Genomic DNA, 26,200 nt, shown 5'->3' on the forward strand with positions numbered 1-26,200 from the left:
TAGCGGCGCCATTTCGAGGCTTGGCGTAGAAAGTCCATTGAGCGGTCATGCGGCCCACCATCCCGGATCAAATGGACCGCATGCAACAAAGGCTGCATGACTGGCGCGCTTTGAAGTTCAAGAGCTTTGAGCATGCGCGGCGCATAGCGTCGGAAACGGTGATATCCCCGCCCCACATGGGATAAGGGGTTGGCGGCCATCGTATTGGTCAGACGCGCCGCGACGGCTACCAGGTCACGCAAATCGCTCCACCCCAGGTGCGTTGAGACAGCCTGTTCAAGCGAAGCGCCATCGCCCTGGGCCTCCAACAGGGCCTCGCCCAAATTGACAAAGGCTTTCAAGGTTTGCTGGACTGAGGATTTAGCGTCATCTACACGGGTTTCGCAGAGCTTTTTGGCTTCGCGCCAGGTTTTCCCTACAATTCGGTCATGGGTGAGAATGGCGCCGTAAAAATGCATCACTGAAACAGCTTGGATCGTCCAAAAATGGCGGTCCAAAAATCCCACACCAGAAAAAGCTCTCTAACTCAGAAAACTCAGTCATAGAGTTTCCGGGTCAGGGGGTGGGAGGATGTATTCAGTAAGCATGTACAGAGAAGTGCGTTTGGCGGTAACCAGAGGCGGGATGAGCAAGCGCAAGGCGGCGGAGGCCTTTGAGCTGGATCCGCGCACCGTGCGCAAAATGATGGAGAACCCTGAGCCGCCAGGCTACCAGCGGAGCAAGCCGGTCCGATTGCCCAAACTGGGGCCGTTCACCGGGGTTCATAGATCAGATTCTCAAGAACGATCTGGAGAAGATCAAGAAGGAGCGCCACACCGCGCAGCGGATATATGAACGGCTGTGCGATGAATACGGCTACGACGGGAAATATGGCGCGGTCAAGGAGTATGTGCGCGGCAAGCGTCTGCATCTGAAAGAGAAGTTTGTTCCCCTCAGCCATGCGCCCGGACACGCCCAGGTGGACTTTGGGCAAACGCACGGCGTGATCGGCGGCGTGGAGCGCAAGATCCACTTTTTCTGTATGAGTCTGCCCTACAGCGACGACAGCTTCGTTATGGGCTTCCCCGCGGAAACCACGGAAGCGTTTTGTGCGGGGCATAACGCCGCCTGTGATCACTTCGGCGGCGTTCCCCAAAGCATTCTGTACGACAACACCAGCATCGCCGTGGTCAAAGTTTACCGGGATGGTCGCCGAGATCTGACCGAAGAGATGATCCGGCTGCAATCCCATTACCTGTTCGATAGCCGCTTTGGCCGCCCGGCGCGAGGTAACGACAAAGGCAAGGTCGAGGGGCTGGTCGGCTACGCCCGACGCAACTTCATGGTCCCGGCTCCCCGCTTTGAATCGTTTGATGCGCTCAACGCTCACCTGCGCCAGAAATGCCTGGAGCGTCGTCAACAGACATTGCGAGGCTGTCAGCGGAGTATCGGAGAACGATTTTCCACAGACCAGGCGGCGTTCCTGCCGCTGCCGCCAATTCCCTACGACGCTTGCGAGAAGGTGAGCGCCAAGGTCACATCCCAGGCGCTGGTGCGCTATCGAACCAATGACTATTCGGTTCCGGTGCGTTATGGCTTTCACGATGTGCAGGTGCGGGGCTACATCCACGAAGTGGTGATCGCCTGTGGCGCTGAGGTGATTGCCCGGCATCCACGCTCCTATGCGCGTGAGGACGCCATCTATGACCCCTTGCACTATCTGGCGCTGCTGGAGGAGAAACCCAGGGCGCTGGATCAAGCCGCCCCGTTGCAAGGATGGGAACTGCCAGATGAGTTCGCCACCTTGCGCCGTCTGATGGAGTCCCGCCTGGGTAAAAAGGGCAAGCGGGAATATATTCAGGTTCTGCGCCTATTGGAGACGTTCTCCTTTGAACAGGTCCATTTTGCCGTGCAACAGGCGTTGAAGTTGGGCGCCATTGGCTTTGAGGCGGTCAAACATCTGCTGATCCGGCACATTGAACAACGTCCGCTCCGTTTGGATCTGTCCCGATATCCCTTTTTGCCCGAAGTGCATGTGGCGCGTACATCCGCCAGGGATTACGCCGCGTTGACGTCAGGAGAGCAACCATGAACGACTCTCCGCAGATCCTCCTGGCGCACCACCTCAAAGCGCTCAAACTGCCCACATTTTATCGAGAATATGAAAAGATCGCCAAACAGTGCGCGGCGGAAGGCGTTGATCATAGCCGATACCTGCTGCGACTGAGCGAACTGGAGTTGATTGAGCGGGAGCGGCGCATGGTGGAGCGACGTATCAAACAAGCCCGGTTTCCCACCATCAAGAGCCTGGACTCCTTTGATTTCCTGGCCATGCCCTCATTGAACAAGGTTCTGGTGATGGAGCTGGCGCGTTGCGAATACATTCAGCGCCGAGCCAATATCATCGCCTTGGGCAACAGCGGAACCGGGAAAACCCATATTGCGTTGGGATTGGGCCTGGCCGCCTGTCAGCAGGGGTTGGCGGTTGGCTTCACCACTGCTGCGTCGCTGGTACACCAGTTGATGGAGGCGCGCGACGAAAAGCGGCTGCAGCGTTTCCAGAGTCAGTTGAGTAAACACAAGCTGTTGATCATCGACGAATTGGGCTTCGTCCCACTCTCCAAAACGGGGGCTGAGCTGCTCTTTGAGGTGATCAGCCAGCGCTATGAGCAGGGTTCAGTGATGGTGACCAGCAACCTGCCGTTCGAGGAGTGGACGGAGGTCTTCGGCTCCGAGCGCCTCACCGGCGCCCTGCTGGATCGGTTGACCCATCATGTCCACATCCTGGAGATGAACGGCGAAAGCTATCGACTGAATCAAAGCAAACGGCAAAAGCGCGCTGCAGAAACAAAAGCTTCCTGCTCAAATAGCAAAACCGACCCTTCCTGAAACTGGCGATCCTGCCCACTTGCGGCTCCGGGAGAGGCGGACGCTCCGCTATCCCTGTGGAAAACGAAAACACGTTTCCCACAGGTCTGCCGCCTCTCCCTCATTCTGAATCTCAAGTGTGTTGAAAAGATGTTTTTGTTCGTTTTTTTAAAGACAAAGGAAAACGGCAAACCCCGTTGTGCGCTACGCGCCCAACCAATGCCCAAGTGATGCATTATTGCGGCGCCATGGTGCTGCATTTTTCGGGCGCCATTGACAGTCGGCTGTTTTCACGCGCGGTCCATTCCTGGTCAACCAGCAGACCGAGCCTTTCTTCGAAGGAGAGTTCGTCTGCTGTAGATGTCTGCATTTGCTCGATCAAGGCGGTGGCCATGCCGTTCAAACGCATGGATTTCAATTTGTCGATGGTTGGATGATTGAGCATGAGGTGATCTCCGGTATAGGCGTCAGTGGAAATAACCTGCGCCGCGCAGGTTGTTGTGCTGGATGGATGGCGTCTTTGGCTCGGGTTCTGGCAAGGGCTGCTGGTCGAGATTGCTTTGCAGAATCGATTTGACGCTTTTGTATGTGGGGCCGCCGATGGCCAAGGCTCTTGCACAGGCGGCGTCCACGCGCTCTGGGCCATATTTCTTCGCCAAGCGAATGATGCCCAGGCAGGAGCGGAATCCCTGCTCTGGATGAGGGCGGTTCTCGATGATGTGAGTGGCCAGTTTGGCGACGTGAGGACCGCTTTCATGCGCCCAACTGATGATCCGTGACGGCGTCCAATGGGCATGACGCCGGTGGGATTCAGGCATGTGCTCCGACGTGGTGGTGTGGCGACCTTTGACGTGGTTGCGGGGGTGGCTGGCGACTCGTTTCCCGCGATGGAAGCACTCCACCGTGTTGGCGGTGTAACGGATGTCCAGCCGTTTGCGCGCCAATGCGTGGGGGACGCTGTAGTAATGGCCATCCAACTCAATGTGGTAGTCAATATTGACTCGGGCTGTTGACCATTCTGCGAAGACAAAACGCTGAATCGGCAGCGACTTAAGAGCTGGGCGATCAATGGACTCAAAAGCGGACCGACGAGATCCGGGGAGCTTTTTGAATGGACGGTCGTTGAAAATAATCAGCAGTCGCCGGATCTGCTCGTTGAGTTCCTGAATGCTGAAGAACGTGTGATTGCGCAGACGGGCAAGAATCCAGCGCTCCACCAGTTGGACGCCAACTTCCGCCTTGGATTTATCCCGGGGCTTGCGCACTCGGGCGGGAATGACAGCGGTTCCGTAATGAATCGCCAGGTCGTGGTAAGTGGGGTTGATGTCCGGTTCATATCGGCAGGCTTTGCTGACGCCTGATTTCAGATTGTCCGGCACGACCAACTCCGGGACGCCGTCGAAGAAGTGAAAAGCGCGTTCGTGGGAGCCAATCCAGTCGGGCAAGGCCTGGGATCGCGTCGCTTCGGCGAAGGTGTAGTTGCTGGCGCCCAGTACGGCGACAAAGATTTCGGCGTTGAATGTTTGCCCGGTGACGCGATCGGTAATGGGGATGGTTTGGCCGCAATAGTCGACGAAGAGTTTCTCTCCGGCGCGATGCTCCTGACGCATCACCAAGTCGATGCCGCTGCGCCATTCTCGGTAGAGTTCGCAGAAGCGGCTGTACTGCAGCCCCTCGGGATGGCGCTGTTTATACTCATCCCAGAGTAAAGTCAGGGTGACGCCCTTGCGCTTCAACTCCTGATGGATATGGGACCAGTGTGGCAATGAGGGCTGTGCGACGGCGCGCAGCGCGGGCTCAGGAAACAGCAGGCGCTCAAGCGCCGCATCGTCCAGATTCTCTGGCAAAGGCCAGGAAAGGCCTGCGCTTTTGGCCCTGGACAGATATTCGGAGACTGCGGTCCGCCCAATGCTCGCGCTTTCGGCTATACGCCGATTGCTCAAGCGGGATTCCCATTTCAGTCGCAGGATTTCTTTGATCTTGCGCATGGATAACCTCTGGTTGGGCATCTCCAGCCTCCCTCATGAAATGATGAGAAAGAATTGGAGTATGCCGGGTTATCCGCGTCTTGATCGCTCCTGAGATTTCCCCCTTCGACGGGGTGGCCGCCTTACGTCGGAATGGGTGGCCGGATTGAATCGGAATCAGTGGCCGTTTTGCATCGGAATGGGTGGCCGCTTTCGATCGGAATCAGTGGCCGCTTTGCGCCGGAATACGCAGGCGACCTACGCCTTACGCCAGCGTGTAGAACGAACCTTCGCATGGGAGGACAAATTCAAACGCTTGCTGATCCGCTTTGAGCATATCCAGTGGCGACATCTGGGCTTCAAGCTCATGGCCTACACACTGATCAATATCCGAGACTTTTGTCAGCACTAAAACTTGCAACCAGTTCAGCAAGTCTGTTCCCTAAACCCGTCGGAGGGAGGCGAAATTTGAGGCTACAGGAGCGTTTCTAGTCGGAAAGGTATAGAGGGAGACCCTGAAAGGAAAACGTCTAAAATCGCAATTTCAGCGCTTTTATGGATTTGGTTTCCTAGAGGTATGGAAAACCGTGAGGATTTCAACGGTGTTACTGGTAACACGATAAACAAGTTTGTAAGGGATACCAGCAATGACCAGTTCACGGGCATTGCTGATTTGACTGGTTTTCCCGATATTCGGATAATCCTTCAAATGATCCGTAATTTGCACAATCCTGTCGGCTACCATACTGGCAGCATCAGGATTATCCTGAGCAATATAGGTGCGGATCTCAGCAAGGTCGGCAATCGCTGAATCAAGCCATTTGACGATCATAGGCATATGGGGTTAGCGACCAGGCATGGGTTTTGGTGGTGCGGTTTCCTGGTCTGTTCCCCATGAGGAAAGCCAATTTTTGACAGAATCGTGGTCCACAAACTCTCCTCGCCCACTGTCGGCCCGTGCAACGGCTTGTTCAATCTTTTCCCTTTGCCATTGCTCCAGGTCACGGCGTTCCACCAAAGCCTCTTGAACCACGGATACCACGAATAGATTCACATCATCGAGGTTTTGTAGTTTTTCACTCACGGCATCGGGGAAATGGATCATCATGTCCATACCGGTTCTCCTCTCTGAGGCTTTCATACTTTTAGCTTAGCTAATTATCCACAAACGTCAAAGAAGTAAGAATATATTATATGGGAAAAGGCTTGTTAACAATTATTGCTCCGTTGCTAATACACCTAAAGCTACAGTACCTATCAAAAACCCTTTAAAAACGCTAAGTCTTTAACGTTTTCATTTGCGTAAGATTGAGAGAAATTCACATTAGAGCCATCGCCATTAACTGTTAGTTCTCCATCAACATTATAACGATTCTCTCTAATAAATGATCCGTTCCAATAAACTTCAATTTTCATTCTAAATTTATCAGAATATTGAATCAACCACCCCGCCGCAAGCAGCGGGGTATGGACACGAAAAGATCATGACGGCTCTCACCGCCTAACGGCGACAAGAGCCGTGGGTCATCTACCTTTCAACGCCGCAAGCGGCGGGGAATTTGACCCTCAGAGATTAAAGTTTAGCTCGGCTTGATGATCCTGATCGTCCTGATGTCTCACATACTCTCGGACGGTCTTTTCATCCAAACCTACGGTGCTCACACAATAGCCTCGTGACCAAAAGTGCTTACCCGTAAACCCTTGCTTCAGCCCATGCGCTCGACGATGGATATGGATCGCTGATTTCCCCTTCAGATATCCAACCACCATCGCAATGCTGAACTTGGGCGGTACACTCAGAACCAAATGGACATGATCCTTCATGGCATGCCCTTCAACCAGTTCTACGCCCTTCTGTCGGCATAACTGCCGCAGAATTTGGCCGACTTCCTTGCGCAATCGACCAAAAAGCACTTTCTTCCGGTACTTGGCCACAAACACAACGTGGTACTTACATTCCCACTTCACGTGGGATAGACTTTGCCAATCTCGCATGGCGATTCCTCCTCCCCATTCGGGGCTTTCCTCAGGAGGAATCGTCTTTCTTCTCGCTGGAACGGCATAGCCTTTTCAAGTCTCACCGGCAGAGCCGGTGGTTTACTGAACTGCCTAATTATGCTCAAGACATACAAAAATGTACCAAGGAAATAGGTGATAAATCAAGCCACCTGAAAAGCACTCCCGCTCATGGCACGCCAACCGGTAGCGAAGTCATGGGAAACGTTCTCGATGGTGTTGAAAGCAAAGAATGGTTGGAAGGGCTTGAAGGTGGCCAACCCTCGGACACGCTTCAAAACGCTCTCTAAGGGGTCTGATCCGGTAGGGGGCGAAATGACACGCTAAGGATTGCTCACCGCTTTTTTGGCCATCTGTATTCACCCGTGAGCAGGATATGGGACCACCCGAGAGGCGAGATGTGCGCCAGGAGTTCGGGTGGAACCGGCAACCCGGTGCGTTTTCTTTGCGCCACAGCTTCTCCCAATCGGGCTGTATTCCAGTAAATCACGATTGCTGCGAGCAAATTCAGACCCGCCATGCGGTAATGTTGACCTTCGCTCGTCCGGTCCCGAATTTCCCCCTGACGGCCTATCCGCAAGGCGTTTTTCAGAGCATGGTGGGATTCCCCCTTGTTCAGGCCAATCTGGGCGCGGCGCTGCATATCGGCGTCCAAAACCCAATCGATGATGAACAGCGTGCGTTCAATGCGCCCGACTTCGCGCAGGGCAACGGCCAACTCATTCTGTCGGGGATAAGAGGCCAGCTTGCGCAGGATCTGGCTGGGAGCCATGGTTCCAGCCGCCATGGTGGCCACGATGCGTAAAATGTCCGGCCAGTTGGCCGCAATCAGCTCTTCCTTGATCTTGCCGCCGATCAATCCCAGCAGTTCCTTCGGGACAGCGCCGGGGTTGAAAGCGTAGAGACGTTTGGAGGGTAAGTCCCGGATACGTGGAATAAATTTGTAGCCCAATAGTGAAGTGACAGCAAACACATGATCGGTAAAGCCGCCGGTGTCGGCGTACTGCTCGCGGATTTGCCGACCGGTCTCATTCATGAGCAATCCATCCAGAATATAGGGGGCTTCGCTGACGGTGGCGGGAATGGTCTGCGTGGCAAAGGGAGCGAACTGATCGGATACGTGGGTATAGGCCTTGAGCCCCGGTTCACGGCCATATTTGGCGTTGACCAGATTCATCGCCTCGCCTTGTCGCGCAGCGGAGAAGAACTGGCCATCACTGGATGCCGTCACGCCCATGCCCCAGAACGACGCCATGGGCAGTTGCGCTTGCGCTTCAATCACCATGGCCAACGCACGGTTCATCGCCTCGCTTTCCACATGCCAACGGGACAGGCGCGTCAACTCCCAGTATTCATGCGTGTTTGACGCCTCGGCCATCTTGCTCAGACCGAGGTTGATCCCTTCGGCCAATAACACATTGAGCAATCCAACTTTATCTTTGCATGGCGCGCCTGTGCGCAGATGCGTGAATGCGTCTGTAAATCCGGTGATGGCGTCCACCTCTATCATCAAATCAGTGATGCGCGTTTCCGGGATACGCTTATACAGATCAAGAACCAGCTCTTCCGCCCCTTCTGGCGGGTTGGCCGCCAACCGGTCGATATGCAGCACGCCCTCTTCAATGCCGCCGCCGGGGATGGCCCCAACGCGCGCGGCCTGCGCCAGCCGATTCAGGTTGCTGTCCAATCTGGCGCGTCGGTCAGCCAGCCATTGGCCAGGGTCCATTGGCATTGTCAGTCGGATGTTGGCGGCAATGGCGTGCGGGGGAACAAGGGCCTGTTTCAGATCAGCATAGCGCCGGGAGTGTTTCAGCCAGATGTCCCCGGATCGAAAGCCATCGCGCAGATGGAACAGAACCGCGACCCCCCACAGCTTTCCATCCGCATCGGACTGGGCATCAAGATAGCGGCGCCATTTCGAGGCTTGGCGTAGAAAGTCCATTGAGCGGTCATGCGGCCCACCATCCCGGATCAAATGGACCGCATGCAACAAAGGCTGCATGACTGGCGCGCTTTGAAGTTCAAGAGCTTTGAGCATGCGCGGCGCATAGCGTCGGAAACGGTGATATCCCCGCCCCACATGGGATAAGGGGTTGGCGGCCATCGTATTGGTCAGACGCGCCGCGACGGCTACCAGGTCACGCAAATCGCTCCACCCCAGGTGCGTTGAGACAGCCTGTTCAAGCGAAGCGCCATCGCCCTGGGCCTCCAACAGGGCCTCGCCCAAATTGACAAAGGCTTTCAAGGTTTGCTGGACTGAGGATTTAGCGTCATCTACACGGGTTTCGCAGAGCTTTTTGGCTTCGCGCCAGGTTTTCCCTACAATTCGGTCATGGGTTTCAATCAGCGCGTCGCAGATCCCTGCCCGCCATTCCACGACGCAGACCGCAACAATGGCCAGTCGCCGATCATCGGAGAGATCACGCACGCCATCAGCGAAGTAGCGCTCTCCCTGCCGCCTGAGCCGGGAGATCCGGTGCGGCGGAACGCACGCTATGATGTCCTCAGGAAGATGGAGCCTTTGCAGAAACTCCAAGCGGTCCAGCAGGCGGTTGGCGTCCGCCGAGTTATGCCCCGGTTCGAATTGCCGCAACCAGACGAATCGGGTCAGGCGATCATCGACCATTTCAGAAAGCAGGCTCTCAAGAGCCTCACGGATGTTCGCGTCCAGTCGGTCGGCTATCCGCGCTTCGATTCGACGTTCAGCAGCCACCAAGGCGTTGGCGCATAGCCGCTCAATGGTTGAGAGGCCGGGCGAAATGATGTGTGTCTGGCGGCAGCGCTCCACCAATCGGCGCGCCAGGTCTTCATTGGAACGCGCATCTTCGGCTTGGCGGTCAAGCCAGCCCTTCAGATCACGCGCGCCCCTGCCTGAGAATGTCCGGTAGTCATAGATTGAGCGCAGAGCCTCCATATGCTCTTGGCGTGTTTGCCGTCTCTCAGCATAAGACAGCAAGGCCTCTCCTGTAATGCCCAATTGAGCGCCGATAAATTGCAAAACTTCCGTCGGAATACATTCTCCAGGAGAAAGGGCGCGGCCTGGATAGCGTAGCGCGCAAAGTTGCAACGCGAATCCCAGCCGATTCTCCGGGCGGCGGCGTTGGCGGATGTTCTCCAGATCATCATCAGCCAATGTGTAGTGTTCCAGCAGTGAGGCTTCGTCCGTAGGAAGATCCCGCAGCGCCGCGCGCTGGCGTTCGGTCAGGATGTGGCGTCTCGGCATTGAAAAATGTCCCAGTTGATCTTTAGCCTGTTTCAGACAAGAATGAGGCCTGAGGAATCAACGAGTTGCAAGGGCGGAATCCAGGAGGGTTCAATTGGGACAGCGCGCCGTCATCTATGCCCGGGTTTCCACCTCGGATCAATCCTGTGAACGGCAGATCCAGGAGCTGACCGCCTTTGCCCAGCGCGGCGGCTATGAGTTGGTGGGCCTGTTCAAGGAAACCGCCTCCGGAACCAAATCCAACCGCTCCGCCCGTAACCAAGTTATGGCGCTGGCGCAAGCGCGCCAGATCAATGCGGTGCTGGTTTCAGAGCTATCGCGCTGGGGGCGCTCCACTCAGGACCTTTTGGCAACGCTTGATCAATTGGCAGGCTGGAAGGTTTCGGTGGTGGCCATGTCCGGCATGACCTTCGAGTTGGAGACGCCCCATGGGAGAATGATGGCCACCATGCTGGCCGGGATTGCGCAGTTTGAGCGGGACCTGCTCAGTGAACGAGTGAAATCTGGCTTGGCGGCGGCCAGGGCGCGAGGTCAAAAGCTCGGACGACAACTCGGAACCCGACCCAAGTCTGACAAGCTGGCTCCCAAGGTGTTACAGGCCGTTGAGGAGGGAAGGAGCTATCGCTGGATTGCCCGAGATCTGGGCATCAGTAAAAACACGGTGATGGATATCGTCAAAAGACACCGGAAAAAGTCTTGAGCAAAGAAATTTGATCTCTCTTGGCGCTTGACAAATCGCTTAGCGTGTCATTTCGCCCCCTGCCGGAACAGACCCCCGAAACGCAAATACATCCATAAACCGGCTCTCTGGGCGCTTCGCCGCGCGCTGTGCGCGGGGTTAGCCGCGAGTTGTTTGCCCTGTGCGGCCTTGAGCACAGGCGGTGGTTGAGTAGCATGCAACAGGTTTTTTTGCCGTCCATGGGCTGGCGTCCGACCACCGTCGCCGGGTCAATCTCGCCAATGGACGCTGTGCAAAAGTGGCATCCGCGGGCGACAAGATCAAGCGCGATTTACGCAAACCATTGGGAATCCTATGTCATTCTTATTGGGAATAGCGCCAGCATGCGCAATGACCAGAGGCATGCGTCGGCCTGGCGATGCAGGCAGGCGAGAGAACAGCCTGTCACGGGGTTTGGTTGGCTGGGTGAGTTTGTACAATGGGTTTGGTCCGCCATGTCCAGACACGCACGCAACGGTTTGGGGTTTGGATGGTTTGTGAGGTTTGGTTGGCCAGTGACCGCCAGCGCTGTGCGCTGGAAACAGGGTTTGGAGGTTTGTTTGGTTCGTGGGGTTTGTGGAGAGTGACGGAATAATCCCGATAAAAACAGCGCATAAGGCGCATTATGTTGAATAATTTGGTATCATATTCCCCTGCCTGTCATCCGGCTGGGATTGTTCGGCCACATCCATGCGCTGATACACGATGCCGATACTGTCGACGCCCTGATCATGAGCTATAGTGGTTCAAAATCAGAATTGCACAATCGAGTCTCTTTCATCCTCAAAACAGAATGCTTAATTTTTCAACTCTGGTTATAACTAGCCCTATTAATCGGATGCGCAGGATTCCGCTTCCAAAGCCAATATCCGTGAGGGGAGCTGGCGCGCGCCCAACAAGGCAGGGCGCGCGCCTTCCGGTCAAACGCGCCAAAGTTGGTCACGTTGGTGACGGTTCCCTCCAGGATCATGCCCGGCTTCAGGTCGGTGATGGCCTCCACCCCCTCGCGCAGGTTGGCGGTGCGGAACTCCGGACACGGATCGCGGCCCGGTTTTTCCAACTCGGCCAGGATGTCGCGCACAGTGGGCTCGCCAAACTGACCATCCACAAAATCCGCTGGCCGCAGATTGCCCAGCACCTCACGGTTGCCGATGATCTGCTTCAGGGACATGCCGGTTTTGTCCACAATCCGCTCCACCAGGGAATAGGACTCCGGGTGCACCGCCGAGTTGTCCAGTGGCGTGGCGCCATTGCGAATGCGCAGGAACCCCGCCGCCTGTTCAAACGCTTTGGGACCAAAACGGGCCACTTTGAGGAGTTGCTTGCGGCTCTTGAAGGGGCCGTTGGCGTCGCGGAAATCGACGATATTCTGCGCCAGCGTGCTGGAGAGCCCGGAGACGCACTCCAGCAACGGCGCAGAGGCCGTATTGACCTCGACGCCAACGGCGTTCACCGCATCTTCGACCACGCCGGTCAAGCTATTGGCCAGTCGCTTGGCGTCAACGTCGTGCTGATACTGACCAACGCCGATGGCCTGGGGCTCAATCTTGACCAATTCCGCCAATGGGTCTTGCAGCCGACGGGCGATGGAGACCGCCCCACGCAGGGAGACATCCATATCCGGCAGCTCCTGGGCGGCAAACGCCGAAGCGGAGTAGACCGAAGCGCCCGCCTCATTCACAATCACGCTGACAATGCCCAACTCCGGGCGCAAGCGCGCCAGTTCGGAGACCAGTTTGGCCGTTTCGCGGGAGGCTGTGCCGTTGCCGATGCTCACCAGCTTTACGTGGAATGTCTGCGCCCAGCGCGCCAACTGATCCAATGACTCCCGCCAACGATTCTGCGGCGCATGGGGATAGATCACGCCTGTCGTCGCCACTTTGCCCGTGGCGTCCACCACCGCCACCTTGACCCCGGTGCGCAAACCCGGATCAAGCCCCAGCACCGACACAGCGCCAGCCGGGGCGGCCAGAAGCAAATCGCGCAGGTTGCCTGCAAACACCCGGATCGCCTCGATATGAGCCGCTTCCATCAGGCGCTTCACCTGATCGGACTCAATGTTTGCACGAATCTTCTTGCGCCACGCCTGACGCACCGTATCGAGCAGCCAGGCGTCCCCTGGGCGGCCCTGGTTGCGCACGCGAAATCGGCTGGCGATTTCGCTCTCACTGGGATTGAGGCGATTGGCGGGGGTTTCGTCATCGCCCTTCAACGCCATGGAATGGCGCAGCATCCCCTCTTTGTGCCCGCGCAGAATGGCCAATATGCGATGGGACGGCAGGCTCGCGACCGGCTGGGAGAAATCGAAGTAGTCGGCATACTTGGCCCCCTCCTGCTCCTTGCCCTTGACGACCTGACTGCGTAGCGTTCCCTGACTCCAGGCGATCTCCCGCAACCGCTGGATCAAATCAGCGTCCTCGCCCATGACCTCAATGAGGATATCGCGCGCGCCGTCGAGGGCGCCCTGGACATCGGCAACGCCTTTATCGGCATTCACAAACGCCGCCGCCGCCTTTTCCGGCGCGTTCTGCGGGTTGTCCAGCAGCGCCATGGCCAAGGGCTCAAGCCCGGCCTCTCGCGCTTTGGACGCCTTGGTATGGCGTTTGGGACGGTACGGAAGATAGAGATCCTCCAACCGCGTGCGCGTTTGCGCCCCAAGCACGGAGCGCTCCAGTTCGGGCGTGAGTTTGCCCATCTCCTTGAGCGCACCCAGAATTGTCACACGACGCGCCTCCAGGTCTCGCAACGTCCCGAGGCGTTCATGCAAATCGCGCAAGTGGGTGTCGGTAAGCCCGCCGGTGGCTTCCTTGCGGTAACGGGCAATAAAGGGAACCGTCGAACCTTCGTCCAGCAGGGCGATGGCGGCCTCAACCTGGGAGATTTTGACCGAGAGCTCCTCGGCAATACGCTTTGCGATGGATTGCATCAATTTGATCCTGCGGTGGCGTGATCTTCGTGGTGAGCTGCGCTAGAGCGCCTTCCTGAATGCCATAAAGTCAATCATTTGCTCAAACAATGGCATTTTCCTGATTTCCGTGTTTCGGCCAAAGGCGTCATCGTTAGCGCCCATCTGCCGCTGCTCCAGAACGCCAAACCAGACCAGTGGTTGCGTCACTTGGGCTGCAAACATGTAGTCGGAAAGATCGTGCCGCATGTCAAACAGCTCAGGTATTGGCATAACGGTTTGTCGCATCAGCCGGATGGGCGTGATCCAGCCATCGGCGCTTCTGCCGATAAGCAGCAGAATCTGTTGGATTTGCGGCTGGATGAAATGTTCAAGCTCCGCCCGATCGAGATAGGCTAGGTTGAATTGACTGATCAAGGTTTCAAACAGCAGACCTTGCAGCAAGCCGTGCGCCTCTGCTTGCAGGATCTGCTTGCCGCTGGAAGAGATGCGCAGAGAGCCTTTGTATTTGCGGACCAGTTTGGTGAGCTTGAGCAGGATGTGAATCAGGTGAAGAGGGAAAAGATCCTCCTCGTTTACCACCTTACAGACACTGAGAATCCGCTCCTTGTTGTAACGCTCCCAAGAGAACGCATCCAGCATCTCGGCCACGAATTTGCGGTTCAAATTTCCCTTCGGCGTCAACTTGACGCCGTCAGAGGCTGCAATACGCCTCAGCACCAACAGGGCGTGCTGGAGAATGAGAGAACCGTGGAGCGTCTCCTGGGGTAGATCTTTGGCGATGCGAAGGGGCGATTCGTCGGAACCATAGGGCGCGTTAAGCCTCCTGATTTCCTCGTGCGTCAGATTCACCCAGGCTGGTCTGACCCCTTGAAGCCAGGCATCCATATTGGCTTTGAAAATTTCGGTATCGTTGGAGAACACAGACTGCTCCAGATCTATCGAGAATCCTATTTCGCACAGCATTTTACTTCGCGGCCCCTTAGGCATAGGAAGCCTGCGGGGAGCCGCACTCGAAAACGCGCCAGGGCGGCGTAAGACGATCCGCCCCCTCCCCGATTTGCACAACGCCCTACGCCGCCGGCACGGGAATTTCGCCGCCGACAAAAAATGCCGCGGCGGCAAACGTTGCAGACGCCCCGCCGCGACCTTCCATACATTTGAACTCAACGCAGCTTCCAGTCACCGTGCATACCCATGCCTGTTTCTCCTTTGGTTTATTGCTCACCAAAGCATCCGGCGTAAACAGCGCCCCATTCAGACCACTGTTTGGGCAACGCGCAGAGCGATAACTGAAACCTTGAACGCCTTGTTGACGCAACGCATTTCCAAGCTGCTGACTGGCTCGATAATCCTGTTTGTTAAGCAATAAATCCTGCTGTTCCAGAAACGGCGGCTGGTGCAATTCCACCCCTGGAGAGCAATCAAAATCCACCGAGAAAGAAGTATGTTGGGAAAATAGCTGATTGGATGGCGGTGGAACTTCCATCCCGGCCCAAAACACCAGGCGATAGTAGGCGCACTCCGCCAAGGCAGTCTGGATGGTGAACGAGCCATAGTACAAACTTGGCTCAAACCGCGACCCGAATCGTGATCCCCACCGCAAGGGCGGATAACGAAACGGGGTCGCCAATAGATAGTGAAGTCCGGAGCTTTCTGATCGATTTGGCGGCTTTGACGCGTCAAGCATCTGCTCAAGCAGCTCTTGCTCGGCCACACTATCGACAAGATGCATGGTCGCAACTTCTTCCTGACTCTCAACGACTCGCCAAAGCTCACCCTGAATCGTGATCAAGGGCGCGCGTTCTACGATTTCCCGCCATTCAAACTTTGCCACGAATCGCGTCCAAATATTCTGTTATGCGCACCAGACCTCTGACGCTCTGGGAAACCTCCTGTGGAATGCCGCCAATATGGAGATTTGGCGACGTCCACCAATGCTTTATATCCTGCTCATTTCCGCCCATCAGCGCATACAACGAGCGATAGCAACGCACCAAGTGCTTGGCCAACTCCCCTTCTTTCTTATCCGGCGCGATCCCTCCCCGGGTGATGGTCGTTCTGTGAACGCCAATAACGCGTGACGCTGCGTCTTTTGAGATGCCTAAACCTTCGGCGGCATTAAAGGTGGCCTTAGCCAACACATGGGCCGGGTCCAATGAGAGTTTTTGTTGCGCAGACATAGGGGAAGTCTCCATTCTTGTATTGTGCACACGCTCATAATTATCATATTTATTTCAATTGCACGAGGAAACGGTAGGAGATATTTCCAAATGTTGTGTATGGCCTATGATCAGGCGGCCTGTTTGAGTTGTTCTTCACCATCAACGAACTTGACGCCTTCGATCACTTGAGCGTTTCGCGCAGGGGCGTTGAGTCGCCGCCATTTTCGCTCCGCCGCCCGGCAGTGAGGCGGCCTGAAGATTCTGGACACGCCCTTCCGGGTTATGCGCGGATCAGTTGCAGCAGCATTTCGGTGGTGAGTTTCTCCGCCTGGTGGGTTCCGTCCAGCAGCTCGTCGGCCAGCTTGCGCTTGCGGTGGTGCAGGTCGATGATCTTCTCCTCAATAGCCCCCGCCATCACCAACCGGTAGATGGTCACCGGGCGGGTCTGGCCGATGCGATGGGCGCGGTCGGAGGCCTGATCCTCCACCGCCGGGTTCCACCACGGATCCAGGTGGATCACATAGTCCGCGCCGGTCAGATTCAGACCAAAACCGCCCGCCTTGAGGCTGATGAGGAAGAGATCCCCCGCCCCTTGTTGAAACGCCGCTACCCGCTTCTGGCGCTGTTTGGCCGGCGTGGCGCCATCCAGATATTGATAGGGAATTTTCTGACCATCCAGCCACTGACGGACGATGGCCAGATGATCCACGAACTGACTGAACACCAGCGCCCGGTGGCCGTTGTCGCGCAACTCGGCGACAATTTCGGCAAACTGCTCCAGTTTGGCCCCGCCAACGCCCTGTCCCGGCGCCACCAGCTCCGGGTGACAGCAGGCGCGGCGCAAGCGGGTGATCTGGGCGAGCACATTCACATGATCCTGCGGATTCTCGCCATCCACCGCAGAGAGGTTTTCAATGGCTTGCTGACGCAACGCTTCATACAGCGCAGCCTCCTGGGGGGTCGGCTCCACGCGTAGCGTGATCTCGGTTTTGGGCGGCAGATCGTCCAGCACTTGATTCTTGGTGCGGCGCAGAATAAAGGGTTTAAGAACGCGCTGGAGGGCGGCGCGCGCATCAGCGTCACCCCGGTCGATAGGCGCGGCGAAACGCTTGGCGAAGGATTCGCGCGCGCCCAACAGGCCGGGGTTGAGAAAACGAAACAGCGACCACAACTCGCCAAGATGGTTCTCGATGGGGGTGCCGGTGGCGACCACGCGGCAGTCGGCGTTCAACCCATAGGCGGCTTTAGCGCGCTTGGTGGCGGGATTCTTGATCGCCTGCGCCTCATCCAGCGCCACGCTGCGCCAGTGGACCGATTGCAGCTTCTCCGCCTCGCCCTGGAGCAGAGCGAAGGGGCACACCAGCACGTCGAACGGCCCCAACTGCGCCACCGTCTGGGCGCGGTCGCCAGGACCGAACGGAATCATGTTCAGCGTCGGCGCAAAACGCGCGGCCTCACTGAGCCAGTTGCCACACACCGATGTGGGCGCCGCCACCAGCGCTGGGCCGTCCGGCGCGCGCGCCGTGAGCAGGGCCAGAATCTGCAACGTCTTGCCCAACCCCATGTCGTCGGCCAGGCAGGCCCCTGCGCCCCACTCAGCCAGGCGCGCCAACCACTGAAACCCCACCTCCTGATAGGGGCGCAGCTCCGCCTCGAAGGTTCTGGGGAGCGCCGGTTCAGTGGTTTGAATCCGTTCAATCTGCGCCGCTCGCTCGCGCCAGCCGTCATGGGTCTCCACGCCCCCCGCCTGCTCTGTGATCTCCTGCAGCGTCGGCAGCATCAGATGGTGGAAGCGCTCCCCGCGCCCCCGCTTTTCGGCCAACGTCGCCAAGCCGCGCAACTGCTGTTCAAACTGACGCGTCAGCGCCAGATAGCGCCCCTCGCCCAGTTCGATAAAGCGCCCCGACTGCGGCGTCAGCGCCGCCAACAGCGCCTTCATCTCCAGCACATCGCCCTCGGGCAGACGCAGTTGACCATCCAGACTGAACCAATCGGCGTCGCCCTCGGTGGTGAGGAACAGCTTATCCATGGCCACCGGCTCGCCCACCCGCAGCGACTCCCCTTGGGGCCACAGCACCCGCGCGTCATCGCCCAGTTCACGCAGTTGCAGCAGCAACTCCAGACAGTGGGCGGGGTCATCCAAACGCCACTGCCAGCCGTCGCCCGCCAGCGCTGGACAGCGCGCCATGATCGCCTGTGCGGCGCCGCGCTCGGCGTCCAGGTCGCGGCGCGTCTGCTGGCGCTTGCCATCCACAGCAGCGATGAGCGTCGTCGTCCCCTCCCCGGGCTCCAGGCTCGGCCCCGACTCTCCCAGGGGCTGAACCAGCAGCTTCACCCACAACCCATCGCCATCGGGCAGTAAGTGAATCACCGGCTGCGCGTTTGGCTCCACATGGGGCAGCTGGGCGTTGTCGATCTCCAGATCGGTCTCGATCTCCACCTGTGCCGCCAGCGGCCCCAGCAGCCGCTGCACCCGGTCCAAGGCCTCGGCGGGAACCCTCAAGCCTTCTTCGCCCAGGGTCTCGGCCAGACGCTGGTGCGCCGCCTCATAGCGGATGAACACGCAGCGCTCGGGGGTCTGCTCGACGATGCGCACGCTGTTGGCCGCCGCCTCATGGGGAAATTGCAACCGAACCCGCTCCCCATCCCGGCGCGCAATCAAACGCGGTTCGCGGCGCATCACTTCGATGGGACGCGCCATCCGCTCGGCCCAGAACACCAGCGGGTGCCCCGCCAGTTCGGTTAACGCGCGCGCGTCATCCAGGTCATAGCGGCTGCCCCAATAGTCCTGCCTGCTGCGGATGGCGGCGCACGCCTTGTGATCCTGAGAGGTCAGCCAGGGCATCTGCTCGGACTCGGTGAACAGGCGTTTGAGCGCCACATCGCGCCCCTTGCTCCACCCCCCTTTGGCGGTGCGCTTCTGGAGTTTGGGCTGGACGACAAAGCCCGCCTGAGTGTAAGCGTCCGGATCGATCACCCACGCCAGACGCTCATCGGCGCTGGCGGGCGTCACAGCGCGCGGCGGATCGGCGGCGGAGAGAAATTCGGATTCCAACCGCTCCAGCGCGTATTCCCACGGCGCTTTGTGCTCGATCAACGCCACCGGATTCCACACCGAAGGTTCGGTGTCCACTCCGGGCGCAAGCACCGCCAGCGCATCACTGAATAGCCCATAGCCATGGGCTGTCGCGTGGGCGCAAAAGGCTTCGATGTAGTCCTGGTTCAGCGCGACGGCCTCCGGCGCAAGCCAGTGCAACCCCAGCAGGACGAAATACTCCGGCAGAGCGATTTGATCGAGCGCTTCGAGGTTCTGTAGGAAGGTTTCCAATGTGCGCGCGTCATGCGCCGCCATGCCGCTGTATTCGGCGTAGCGGTTCAAGGTCAGCCGGGTCGCCATGGTGTTTTGATGCGTTAACAAAAGCAGCGGAATGCGCAGCAGATCGTAGATCTCTCCATGGGCGAAACCCTCACGCCCATGGAGCCAGTTCAGATGGCGCTCAGCCTTCTTCAGATGCTCGGGCTTACCGCTGTGCAGCAACGCCAGAATGGTGAAAATTCCGCTGGGATGGTTGAGGAAGACCTTCTGTTGTCGGCTCTCTTTGCGGATGACGGTGAGCGCCTTGTCAAACTGGCGAATCGCCGCGTCATGCTCGCCGCACAGCGTCAACCACCAGCCATGCAGACAGTGCGAGGCCTCCACCTCCACATCACCAGTCAGAAGCGCCTCGGCCAGATCCAGTTGGTTGGACAGCAGCGCCAGCACCGTCAGCCAGTGGCGATGGACCGGCAGCGCCGCGGCGCTGTTCTGAGCGATCAACGCGTCCAAAATCGCCGCGAGCGGCGTCAGATCGGCAAACGCCTCCAGGCGTATTTGGAACAGATGGCGCAGCGCGGTGAACTGAATCGTCGGATCCAACGCGCCAAACCAGGGTGCATCGAAAGGTTCGGCGAATATCGGCAACATGGGGTTCTCCGCCAGCCACTGCTGCGGATACTCCCGCACGATGGTCTCCAGGATGCAGGGAAGGCTCTCCGCCTCGCCGCTGAGAATGGCGCAGCGCAACTCCCGCACCAACCGCCCATGGGTCAGATAGCCGACGCGACCGAAGTTCAAATGCCAGGGGGGAATGCTCGGCACATGCTGGGCGATGGCTTGGCGCATCTGCGCCAACAAGCCGCGGGCCTGAATATCCCGCACGACCTCCCATTCGATGGCGCGCGCGCAGCGGTAGTAGATGCCATTGTGTTCATCAAATGCGTGAACCAGCTCCTGAATCTCCAACGGGTCCATCAAGCGGCCCACGGCGGCGGTATTGGCGTGTGCGGTCACGGTGATTGCGCCCAGCGCAAGCAGCAATTTGCCCAGCTTGCCGCGGCTGATGGGCTCGTGATAGAGCGCCACCAGTTGCAGCGCGGTCTGCGGCAGTGGCGCTAAACTGCGATACTCGCGCAGCAGTTCGGCTTTATTAGGACTTTTGGCCATGGCGAGATGACGTCAGGACAACATGGTTGGCGATAATGGCTTGTTGGAAAGACTCCGGCAGCTCGCGCCAGAGCAGTAGGTCCACCCGAAATGGCAGGTCGCTCTGCTCATACGCCTCGCGCAGCTCCTGGGCGGCGGCCTCCTGGCCGGGCTCCACAAACGCCGCCAAATCCAGATCGGAAGCGGCGCGCGCCGTTCCATCAACACGTGATCCGTAAGCCCAGATCTCAACATTGGGCAGATGGCGCTGCGCCAGCGCCACCACCATCTGACGCTGGGCGTCGGTCAGCTCCATGTCAGCCATTTCAGCGCCGTCCGGTTAAAGATTGCAGCAGGGCCTCAGCGTCTTCGATGAATCGATCCATCAATGCCAAAGCCGCTTGCGCCTTTTCGTCGCTATAATCATGCGCCGTGGCGATGCGCGCATTGGCGTACTCCAGCCAATGCGCGATATCCGAAAGCAAAAGATTGTTCTCATTGGCTAGACGGAAGATCGGCTTGGGACTGGCGGGGGTCTCCGCCAATCCCAGCTCCTCACGCAGATAGCGCCGCAACGTTTTCCACAGGGTGTCATAACAGGTCTCAAACCGCTGAATCACCGATTCGTCCACCGCTTCACGCATCAACGTCGGCATCTCTGGCGGGAGCGCACACCGGTTGTTCTGCTGCGCCTTCAGATGCGCCAGGGACTTTTCCAGTTTGTTGAAATCAATCATGATTCAATGGCCCTAAGAAGAGCATTCACCCCATATGGAACTGCTGGTCACTATCCACGAAGCTGACGACCGCCACAGAAACGCCACCCAACCCAATCCCATCATGGCTCAAAATCACTGCCAGGCGTAGGGGCCTCCTCCTCAGGCCGCCGCTCCTGCAACACCTTATCCACAAGAACTTCCGCATAGCGCTCACTCAAATCGCCCGCCTCAAAATACAAACACCGCGCCGCTTCGGGTGAAAACTCCTCAAGAGCCCGCGCAATGCTCAAAGCGCTATACCCATTGTCCACCATCTCCCCAACAACCTTTCGATCCTCAAACGCCCAATTCAGCGCCCTCCCCTGCTCACGCCACTGGCGATGCAGTGATTCCAGATAGAACGCCTGTGGAGAGGCCACCCCTTCGCGCCCGCCATGCCGCCCTCGTGGCTCCCACCGCTCAATCCTCTTCAAACGTTCATGCATTTCACTCCGCCCGTTCGCCTCAATGATCAAATCAAACGCCGCTGAGCAGAACGCCTCATCTCTTTGCGTCACCGACACGACATCATCCAACAAAGACACTTCGTCAGACTCAGCAACCTTCGCCAAAAATCGCCACCCAGCCGCCTCGCCAAACACAGGATTGACCGATGCGCGCCCATCCGGCGCATACCGCTCACGCAATATCGCCACCGCCTCTTCTCGCCCAGACGGTTCAACCGCAGTGACCAACCGCACCCAAGCCTGATGTCGCCCCTCACCCAACGCCACCGACACAACAGACCCCACCCCTTCCTCCCGCATCGACGCCAACGCGCTTTGCCTCACCCCCTCAACCAACACCCACTCCTGCGCCAAAGAGGCTGCTGGCTGAATCTCAAACGACCACGCCAACCGTCTCTGCTCGATAAGTTCAGAGGCCAAACTCAATACCTGCTTTGGCGTGGCCTGATCGAGATATTTATACTTCTTACCACGACCAATCCGTACGCCATATTCCGCACACCCCAACGCCTGAATCTGGGCCTTGAGCTTTGGTAAATAATACTCGGCAAGCAAGCGCGACTGCTCCTTCTTCAGAGCGCCAATCTCCCTCTGCGCACTCTCCAGCTCACCCTGAATACTCTTCAATATATCCATATCCTGCTTGCGATCCGTAACAATCCCTTTTGCCTCCATCGCATGCAAACGCGGTCCAAGGTGCCGCTGCGGAATTCGCTGTATGCCCTGCTCAGCCAAAGAACGGTGATCAATCTCACTCTCCCTACCAGCCGCACGCAAATGCGTATTGGCGACTTCAGCCCAACGCGCCCGCGCGTTTGCCAACCACGCTTTTCGCGACCCGCCAATATCCACCTTCCTAGCCCCACCGGAAGCCGGATCCTGATTGCCAACCGCAGCACGCTTGAACCAACCTTGAGCGCTTCTCATTATCCCATCATTTCGCCGCTCGGAAATCATCAAATGTACATGAGGATTGTGCGCCTCACCGTTATCGTTCTCTCCACGATGTATGGCCCAGGTATGGGGCAGTCCTGAAGCGGTCAACTCCGCAACATACTCCCGCGTAAGATCAATCTGCTGTACATGATGAAGATCTCTTGGCAATGCAAACTCCACCTCTCGAAAGAGCGTCCCGTTTGTCCGTTCATAGCGATCGGCATTGATCCAATAAGCCATGGGGCCTCCATTAATCCAGGAAGGCATATTCCCAGACTCCGTATGAGCAATCTCATCCCTGTCATGGGCATACTTTCCCATCCTTGTGATATACGACGCCTTATCCATGGCGGAATTTCCTTTGGCGCGACTGCCAACCTTAACTGTGAGATGATATATGGCCATATATCTTAGAAACTCCTAAGTGCGCTTATTCTCGATATCGTCTCCATTAGACTAACATAATTTACGAGACGAATCAGGTCTGCTAATCTATGCAAGATGTCCACATACTGTATCGTTTCGAGCTGGCGGAGGAGAGTGGTGTGTCTCAAGAGTACTCTGACAAACTGAAGTCCGTGCGGGAGAAGATTGCAAAGTACCAGCGGGAGGAGAGAGACATCCTCCAGAAACAGAAAAAAGCAGAAAGAAACCGAACCATGAGAAAGCACTCTCTCATGGGAGAGTGGCTCCAGAGTCAAGTGGACCAACAGCGTGATGGGTGGAGTGAAGAGAAGCTCATTGACGTCCTGGATGCGTTCCTCAGAAACCCCCGAGATCGCAAACTCTTTGGTCTACCAGAACTGGAGCAGAACAACGATTAGAAGCCTTGTCGCGTGAGATGAGATTTCTCTTTCAGATGTTTCTGCTGAACGGATAGCACACCCTCAGATAGTGCGTATTATCCGCTATTCATGGCCGCCTTATTGAGACTGTTCAGGGAACAAGCCCGGCATCCACTCGGCGGCCAATGTGGCGGAAAATTGCCAGGTGAACGGCGCGCGCGGCCCATCCGATGTGATAGCCTGGCGCTCCTGCAAAGCGGTGTGAGAATGGCGCCGTAAAAATGCATCACTGAAACAGCTTGGATCGTCCAAAAATGGCGGTCCAAAAATCCCACACCAGAAAAAGCTCTCTAACTCAGAAAACTCAGTCATAGAGTTTCCGGGTCAGGGGGTGGGAGGATGTATTCAGTGAGCATGTACAGAGAAGTGCGTTTGGCGGTAACCAGAGGCGGGATGAGCAAGCGCAAGGCGGCGGAGGCCTTTGAGCTGGATCCGCGCACCGTGCGCAAAATGATGGAGAACCCTGAGCCGCCAGGCTACCAGCGGAGCAAGCCGGTCAGATTGCCCAAACTGGGGCCGTTCACCGGGTTCATAGATCAGATTCTCAAGAACGATCTGGAGAAGATCAAGAAGGAGCGCCACACCGCGCAGCGGATATATGAACGGCTGCGCGATGAATACGGCTACGACGGGAAATATGGCGCGGTCAAGGAGTATGTGCGCGGCAAGCGTCTGCATCTGAAAGAGAAGTTTGTTCCCCTCAGCCATGCGCCCGGACACGCCCAGGTGGACTTTGGGCAAACGCACGGCGTGATCGGCGGCGTGGAGCGCAAGATCCACTTTTTCTGTATGAGTCTGCCCTACAGCGACGACAGCTTCGTTATGGGCTTCCCCGCGGAAACCACGGAAGCGTTTTGTGCGGGGCATAACGCCGCCTGTGATCACTTCGGCGGCGTTCCCCAAAGCATTCTGTACGACAACACCAGCATCGCCGTGGTCAAAGTTTACCGGGATGGTCGCCGAGATCTGACCGAAGAGATGATCCGGCTGCAATCCCATTACCTGTTCGATAGCCGCTTTGGCCGCCCGGCGCGAGGTAACGACAAAGGCAAGGTCGAGGGGCTGGTCGGCTACGCCCGACGCAACTTCATGGTCCCGGCTCCCCGCTTTGAATCGTTTGATGCGCTCAACGCTCACCTGCGCCAGAAATGCCTGGAGCGTCGTCAACAGACATTGCGAGGCTGTCAGCGGAGTATCGGAGAACGATTTTCCACAGACCAGGCGGCGTTCCTGCCGCTGCCGCCAATTCCCTACGACGCTTGCGAGAAGGTGAGCGCCAAGGTCACATCCCAGGCGCTGGTGCGCTATCGAACCAATGACTATTCGGTTCCGGCGCGTTATGGCTTTCACGATGTGCAGGTGCGGGGCTACATCCACGAAGTGGTGATCGCCTGTGGCGCTGAGGTGATTGCCCGGCATCCACGCTCCTATGCGCGTGAGGACGCCATCTATGACCCCTTGCACTATCTGGCGCTGCTGGAGGAGAAACCCAGGGCGCTGGATCAAGCCGCCCCGTTGCAAGGATGGGAACTGCCAGATGAGTTCGCCACCTTGCGCCGTCTGATGGAGTCCCGCCTGGGTAAAAAGGGCAAGCGGGAATATATTCAGGTTCTGCGCCTATTGGAGACGTTCTCCTTTGAACAGGTCCATTTTGCCGTGCAACAGGCGTTGAAGTTGGGCGCCATTGGCTTTGAGGCGGTCAAACATCTGCTGATCCGGCACATTGAACAACGTCCGCTCCGTTTGGATCTGTCCCGATATCCCTTTTTGCCCGAAGTGCATGTGGCGCGTACATCCGCCAGGGATTACGCCGCGTTGACGTCAGGAGAGCAACCATGAACGACTCTCCGCAGATCCTCCTGGCGCACCACCTCAAAGCGCTCAAACTGCCCACATTTTATCGAGAATATGAAAAGATCGCCAAACAGTGCGCGGCGGAAGGCGTTGATCATAGCCGATACCTGCTGCGACTGAGCGAACTGGAGTTGATTGAGCGGGAGCGGCGCATGGTGGAGCGACGTATCAAACAAGCCCGGTTTCCACCATCAAGAGCCTGGACTCCTTTGATTTCCTGGCCATGCCCTCATTGAACAAGGTTCTGGTGATGGAGCTGGCGCGTTGCGAATACATTCAGCGCCGAGCCAATATCATCGCCTTGGGCAACAGCGGAACCGGGAAAACCCATATTGCGTTGGGATTGGGCCTGGCCGCCTGTCAGCAGGGGTTGGCGGTTGGCTTCACCACTGCTGCGTCGCTGGTACACCAGTTGATGGAGGCGCGCGACGAAAAGCGGCTGCAGCGTTTCCAGAGTCAGTTGAGTAAACACAAGCTGTTGATCATCGACGAATTGGGCTTCGTCCCACTCTCCAAAACGGGGGCTGAGCTGCTCTTTGAGGTGATCAGCCAGCGCTATGAGCAGGGTTCAGTGATGGTGACCAGCAACCTGCCGTTCGAGGAGTGGACGGAGGTCTTCGGCTCCGAGCGCCTCACCGGCGCCCTGCTGGATCGGTTGACCCATCATGTCCACATCCTGGAGATGAACGGCGAAAGCTATCGACTGAATCAAAGCAAACGGCAAAAGCGCGCTGCAGAAACAAAAGCTTCCTGCTCAAATAGCAAAACCGACCCTTCCTGAAACTGGCGGTCCTGCCCACTTGCGGCTCCGGGAGAGGCGGACGCTCCGCTATCCCTGTGGAAAACGAAAACACGTTTCCCACAGGTCTGCCGCCTCTCCCTCATTCTGAATCTCAAGTGTGTTGAAAAGATGTTTTTGTTCGTTTTTTTAAAGACAAAGGAAAACGGCAAACCCCGTTGTGCGCTACGCGCCCAACCAATGCCCAAGTGATGCATTATTGCGGCGCCATGGTGCTGCATTTTTCGGGCGCCATTGA

Annotated in this window: 19 protein-coding genes and 4 pseudogenes; 6 read left to right on the forward strand and 17 right to left on the reverse strand. The window is 57.4% G+C overall.

Going from position 1 to position 26,200, the window contains the following annotated elements; all coding sequences use genetic code 11:
• Positions 1-434, reverse strand: a pseudogene (locus tag MAIT1_RS00005) (Tn3 family transposase); the annotation flags it as partial.
• A 136-nt stretch (positions 435-570) separates the two neighbouring features.
• Here MAIT1_RS00005 and istA (MAIT1_RS00010) point away from each other — a divergent pair.
• Both istA (MAIT1_RS00010) and istB (MAIT1_RS00015) read left to right on the forward strand, forming a co-directional pair.
• Positions 571-2,071 (forward strand): annotated as a pseudogene (istA, locus tag MAIT1_RS00010) (IS21 family transposase).
• Positions 2,068-2,868 (forward strand): IS21-like element helper ATPase IstB, encoded by an 801-nt coding sequence (istB, locus tag MAIT1_RS00015; RefSeq protein WP_085439986.1) that lies wholly within the window; start codon positions 2,068-2,070, stop codon positions 2,866-2,868. Before istA (MAIT1_RS00010) ends, istB (MAIT1_RS00015) begins: the two are co-directional and overlap by 4 nt.
• Positions 2,869-3,121: 253 nt before the next feature.
• On the opposite strand, the pseudogene MAIT1_RS00020 reads toward istB (MAIT1_RS00015), so the two are convergent.
• The 7 genes and pseudogenes from MAIT1_RS00020 to MAIT1_RS00050 form a co-directional block, all read right to left on the reverse strand.
• Positions 3,122-3,292, reverse strand: a pseudogene (locus MAIT1_RS00020) (ATP-binding protein); the annotation flags it as partial.
• A 22-nt stretch (positions 3,293-3,314) separates the two neighbouring features.
• Complete coding sequence (gene istA, locus MAIT1_RS00025) at positions 3,315-4,835, reverse strand: IS21 family transposase (RefSeq protein ID WP_085439988.1); 1,521 nt, start codon at positions 4,833-4,835, stop codon at positions 3,315-3,317.
• A 244-nt stretch (positions 4,836-5,079) separates the two neighbouring features.
• Positions 5,080-5,247, reverse strand: coding sequence for a hypothetical protein (locus MAIT1_RS21720; protein ID WP_158089224.1), 168 nt, complete (start codon positions 5,245-5,247; stop codon positions 5,080-5,082).
• Between the two features lie 120 nt (positions 5,248-5,367).
• Complete coding sequence (locus MAIT1_RS00035; protein WP_085439990.1) at positions 5,368-5,652, reverse strand: type II toxin-antitoxin system RelE/ParE family toxin; 285 nt, start codon at positions 5,650-5,652, stop codon at positions 5,368-5,370.
• 6 nt (positions 5,653-5,658) lie between these two features.
• Positions 5,659-5,928 carry a hypothetical protein gene (locus MAIT1_RS00040; RefSeq protein ID WP_085439991.1) on the reverse strand — a complete coding sequence of 90 codons (270 nt, stop codon included), beginning with the start codon at positions 5,926-5,928 and terminating at the stop codon, positions 5,659-5,661.
• Positions 5,929-6,380: 452 nt separating this feature from the next.
• Positions 6,381-6,809: an IS200/IS605 family transposase gene (tnpA, locus tag MAIT1_RS00045; RefSeq protein WP_085439992.1), complete on the reverse strand. Its 429-nt coding sequence runs from the start codon at positions 6,807-6,809 to the stop codon at positions 6,381-6,383.
• 355 nt (positions 6,810-7,164) lie between these two features.
• Positions 7,165-10,053 (reverse strand): Tn3 family transposase, encoded by a 2,889-nt coding sequence (locus MAIT1_RS00050; RefSeq protein WP_085439993.1) that lies wholly within the window; start codon positions 10,051-10,053, stop codon positions 7,165-7,167.
• Positions 10,054-10,147: 94 nt separating this feature from the next.
• Here MAIT1_RS00050 and MAIT1_RS00055 point away from each other — a divergent pair, with 94 nt between their 5' ends.
• The gene (locus tag MAIT1_RS00055; protein WP_085439994.1) at positions 10,148-10,753 is read left to right on the forward strand and encodes a recombinase family protein; all 606 of its coding nucleotides are present in this window, start codon (positions 10,148-10,150) and stop codon (positions 10,751-10,753) included.
• A gap of 823 nt (positions 10,754-11,576) precedes the next feature.
• Here MAIT1_RS00055 and MAIT1_RS00060 read toward each other — a convergent pair.
• From MAIT1_RS00060 to MAIT1_RS00095, 8 genes are all read right to left on the reverse strand, one after another.
• A complete protein-coding gene (locus tag MAIT1_RS00060; protein WP_085439995.1) occupies positions 11,577-13,697 on the reverse strand; it encodes a Tex family protein in 2,121 nt (706 codons plus the stop codon).
• Positions 13,698-13,739: 42 nt separating this feature from the next.
• The gene (locus tag MAIT1_RS00065) at positions 13,740-14,600 is read right to left on the reverse strand and encodes a hypothetical protein (RefSeq protein ID WP_143814549.1); all 861 of its coding nucleotides are present in this window, start codon (positions 14,598-14,600) and stop codon (positions 13,740-13,742) included.
• A gap of 148 nt (positions 14,601-14,748) precedes the next feature.
• Positions 14,749-15,513 carry an RES family NAD+ phosphorylase gene (locus MAIT1_RS00070; RefSeq protein ID WP_143814550.1) on the reverse strand — a complete coding sequence of 255 codons (765 nt, stop codon included), beginning with the start codon at positions 15,511-15,513 and terminating at the stop codon, positions 14,749-14,751.
• The gene (locus MAIT1_RS00075) at positions 15,500-15,859 is read right to left on the reverse strand and encodes an MbcA/ParS/Xre antitoxin family protein (RefSeq protein ID WP_085439997.1); all 360 of its coding nucleotides are present in this window, start codon (positions 15,857-15,859) and stop codon (positions 15,500-15,502) included. The genes MAIT1_RS00070 and MAIT1_RS00075 overlap by 14 nt, the downstream gene beginning before the upstream one ends.
• A gap of 262 nt (positions 15,860-16,121) precedes the next feature.
• Positions 16,122-20,324: a DEAD/DEAH box helicase gene (locus tag MAIT1_RS00080; RefSeq protein ID WP_085439998.1), complete on the reverse strand. Its 4,203-nt coding sequence runs from the start codon at positions 20,322-20,324 to the stop codon at positions 16,122-16,124.
• On the reverse strand, positions 20,308-20,628 hold the full coding sequence (locus tag MAIT1_RS00085; RefSeq protein ID WP_085439999.1) for a nucleotidyltransferase family protein: 321 nt from the start codon (positions 20,626-20,628) through the stop codon (positions 20,308-20,310). Before MAIT1_RS00085 ends, MAIT1_RS00080 begins: the two co-directional genes overlap by 17 nt.
• Position 20,629: 1 nt before the next feature.
• Complete coding sequence (locus tag MAIT1_RS00090; protein ID WP_085440000.1) at positions 20,630-21,040, reverse strand: nucleotidyltransferase substrate binding protein; 411 nt, start codon at positions 21,038-21,040, stop codon at positions 20,630-20,632.
• 101 nt (positions 21,041-21,141) lie between these two features.
• Entirely contained in the window at positions 21,142-22,869 is a 1,728-nt protein-coding gene (locus MAIT1_RS00095) for a MobA/MobL family protein (protein ID WP_085440001.1), read from the reverse strand.
• 140 nt (positions 22,870-23,009) lie between these two features.
• Here MAIT1_RS00095 and MAIT1_RS00100 point away from each other — a divergent pair, with 140 nt between their 5' ends.
• Positions 23,010-23,288 carry a hypothetical protein gene (locus MAIT1_RS00100; RefSeq protein WP_143814551.1) on the forward strand — a complete coding sequence of 93 codons (279 nt, stop codon included), beginning with the start codon at positions 23,010-23,012 and terminating at the stop codon, positions 23,286-23,288.
• 99 nt (positions 23,289-23,387) lie between these two features.
• Here the strand turns inward: MAIT1_RS00100 and MAIT1_RS21350 are convergent, their stop codons facing one another.
• Positions 23,388-23,621, reverse strand: coding sequence for a hypothetical protein (locus tag MAIT1_RS21350; RefSeq protein ID WP_143814552.1), 234 nt, complete (start codon positions 23,619-23,621; stop codon positions 23,388-23,390).
• A gap of 27 nt (positions 23,622-23,648) precedes the next feature.
• Here MAIT1_RS21350 and istA (MAIT1_RS00105) point away from each other — a divergent pair, with 27 nt between their 5' ends.
• Both istA (MAIT1_RS00105) and istB (MAIT1_RS00110) read left to right on the forward strand, forming a co-directional pair.
• On the forward strand, positions 23,649-25,148 hold the full coding sequence (gene istA / locus MAIT1_RS00105) for an IS21 family transposase (RefSeq protein WP_143814553.1): 1,500 nt from the start codon (positions 23,649-23,651) through the stop codon (positions 25,146-25,148).
• A pseudogene (gene istB / locus MAIT1_RS00110) lies at positions 25,145-25,944 on the forward strand (IS21-like element helper ATPase IstB). The gene istA (MAIT1_RS00105) and the pseudogene istB (MAIT1_RS00110) overlap by 4 nt, the downstream one beginning before the upstream one ends.
• Positions 25,945-26,200 lie beyond the last annotated feature (256 nt).

It is taken from the genome of Magnetofaba australis IT-1 (genome assembly GCF_002109495.1).
GTDB classification, from domain to species: domain Bacteria; phylum Pseudomonadota; class Magnetococcia; order Magnetococcales; family Magnetococcaceae; genus Magnetofaba; species Magnetofaba australis.

Excerpts from the sequence above, each read along its gene's own strand:
- MAIT1_RS00050 (WP_085439993.1), bottom strand. The coding sequence starts at position 10,053 with ATGCCGAGACGCCACATCCTGACCGAACGCCAGCGCGCGGCGCTGCGG.
- istA (WP_085439988.1), bottom strand. The coding sequence starts at position 4,835 with ATGCGCAAGATCAAAGAAATCCTGCGACTGAAATGGGAATCCCGCTTG.
- tnpA (WP_085439992.1), bottom strand. The coding sequence starts at position 6,809 with ATGCGAGATTGGCAAAGTCTATCCCACGTGAAGTGGGAATGTAAGTAC.
- MAIT1_RS00085 (WP_085439999.1), bottom strand. The coding sequence starts at position 20,628 with ATGGCTGACATGGAGCTGACCGACGCCCAGCGTCAGATGGTGGTGGCG.
- MAIT1_RS00075 (WP_085439997.1), bottom strand. The coding sequence starts at position 15,859 with ATGTCTGCGCAACAAAAACTCTCATTGGACCCGGCCCATGTGTTGGCT.
- MAIT1_RS00035 (WP_085439990.1), bottom strand. The coding sequence starts at position 5,652 with ATGCCTATGATCGTCAAATGGCTTGATTCAGCGATTGCCGACCTTGCT.
- MAIT1_RS00040 (WP_085439991.1), bottom strand. The coding sequence starts at position 5,928 with ATGGACATGATGATCCATTTCCCCGATGCCGTGAGTGAAAAACTACAA.
- MAIT1_RS00060 (WP_085439995.1), bottom strand. The coding sequence starts at position 13,697 with ATGCAATCCATCGCAAAGCGTATTGCCGAGGAGCTCTCGGTCAAAATC.
- MAIT1_RS00090 (WP_085440000.1), bottom strand. The coding sequence starts at position 21,040 with ATGATTGATTTCAACAAACTGGAAAAGTCCCTGGCGCATCTGAAGGCG.
- istA (WP_143814553.1), top strand. The coding sequence starts at position 23,649 with ATGTATTCAGTGAGCATGTACAGAGAAGTGCGTTTGGCGGTAACCAGA.
- MAIT1_RS21350 (WP_143814552.1), bottom strand. The coding sequence starts at position 23,621 with ATGACTGAGTTTTCTGAGTTAGAGAGCTTTTTCTGGTGTGGGATTTTT.
- MAIT1_RS00095 (WP_085440001.1), bottom strand. The coding sequence starts at position 22,869 with ATGGCCATATATCATCTCACAGTTAAGGTTGGCAGTCGCGCCAAAGGA.
- istB (WP_085439986.1), top strand. The coding sequence starts at position 2,068 with ATGAACGACTCTCCGCAGATCCTCCTGGCGCACCACCTCAAAGCGCTC.
- MAIT1_RS00080 (WP_085439998.1), bottom strand. The coding sequence starts at position 20,324 with ATGGCCAAAAGTCCTAATAAAGCCGAACTGCTGCGCGAGTATCGCAGT.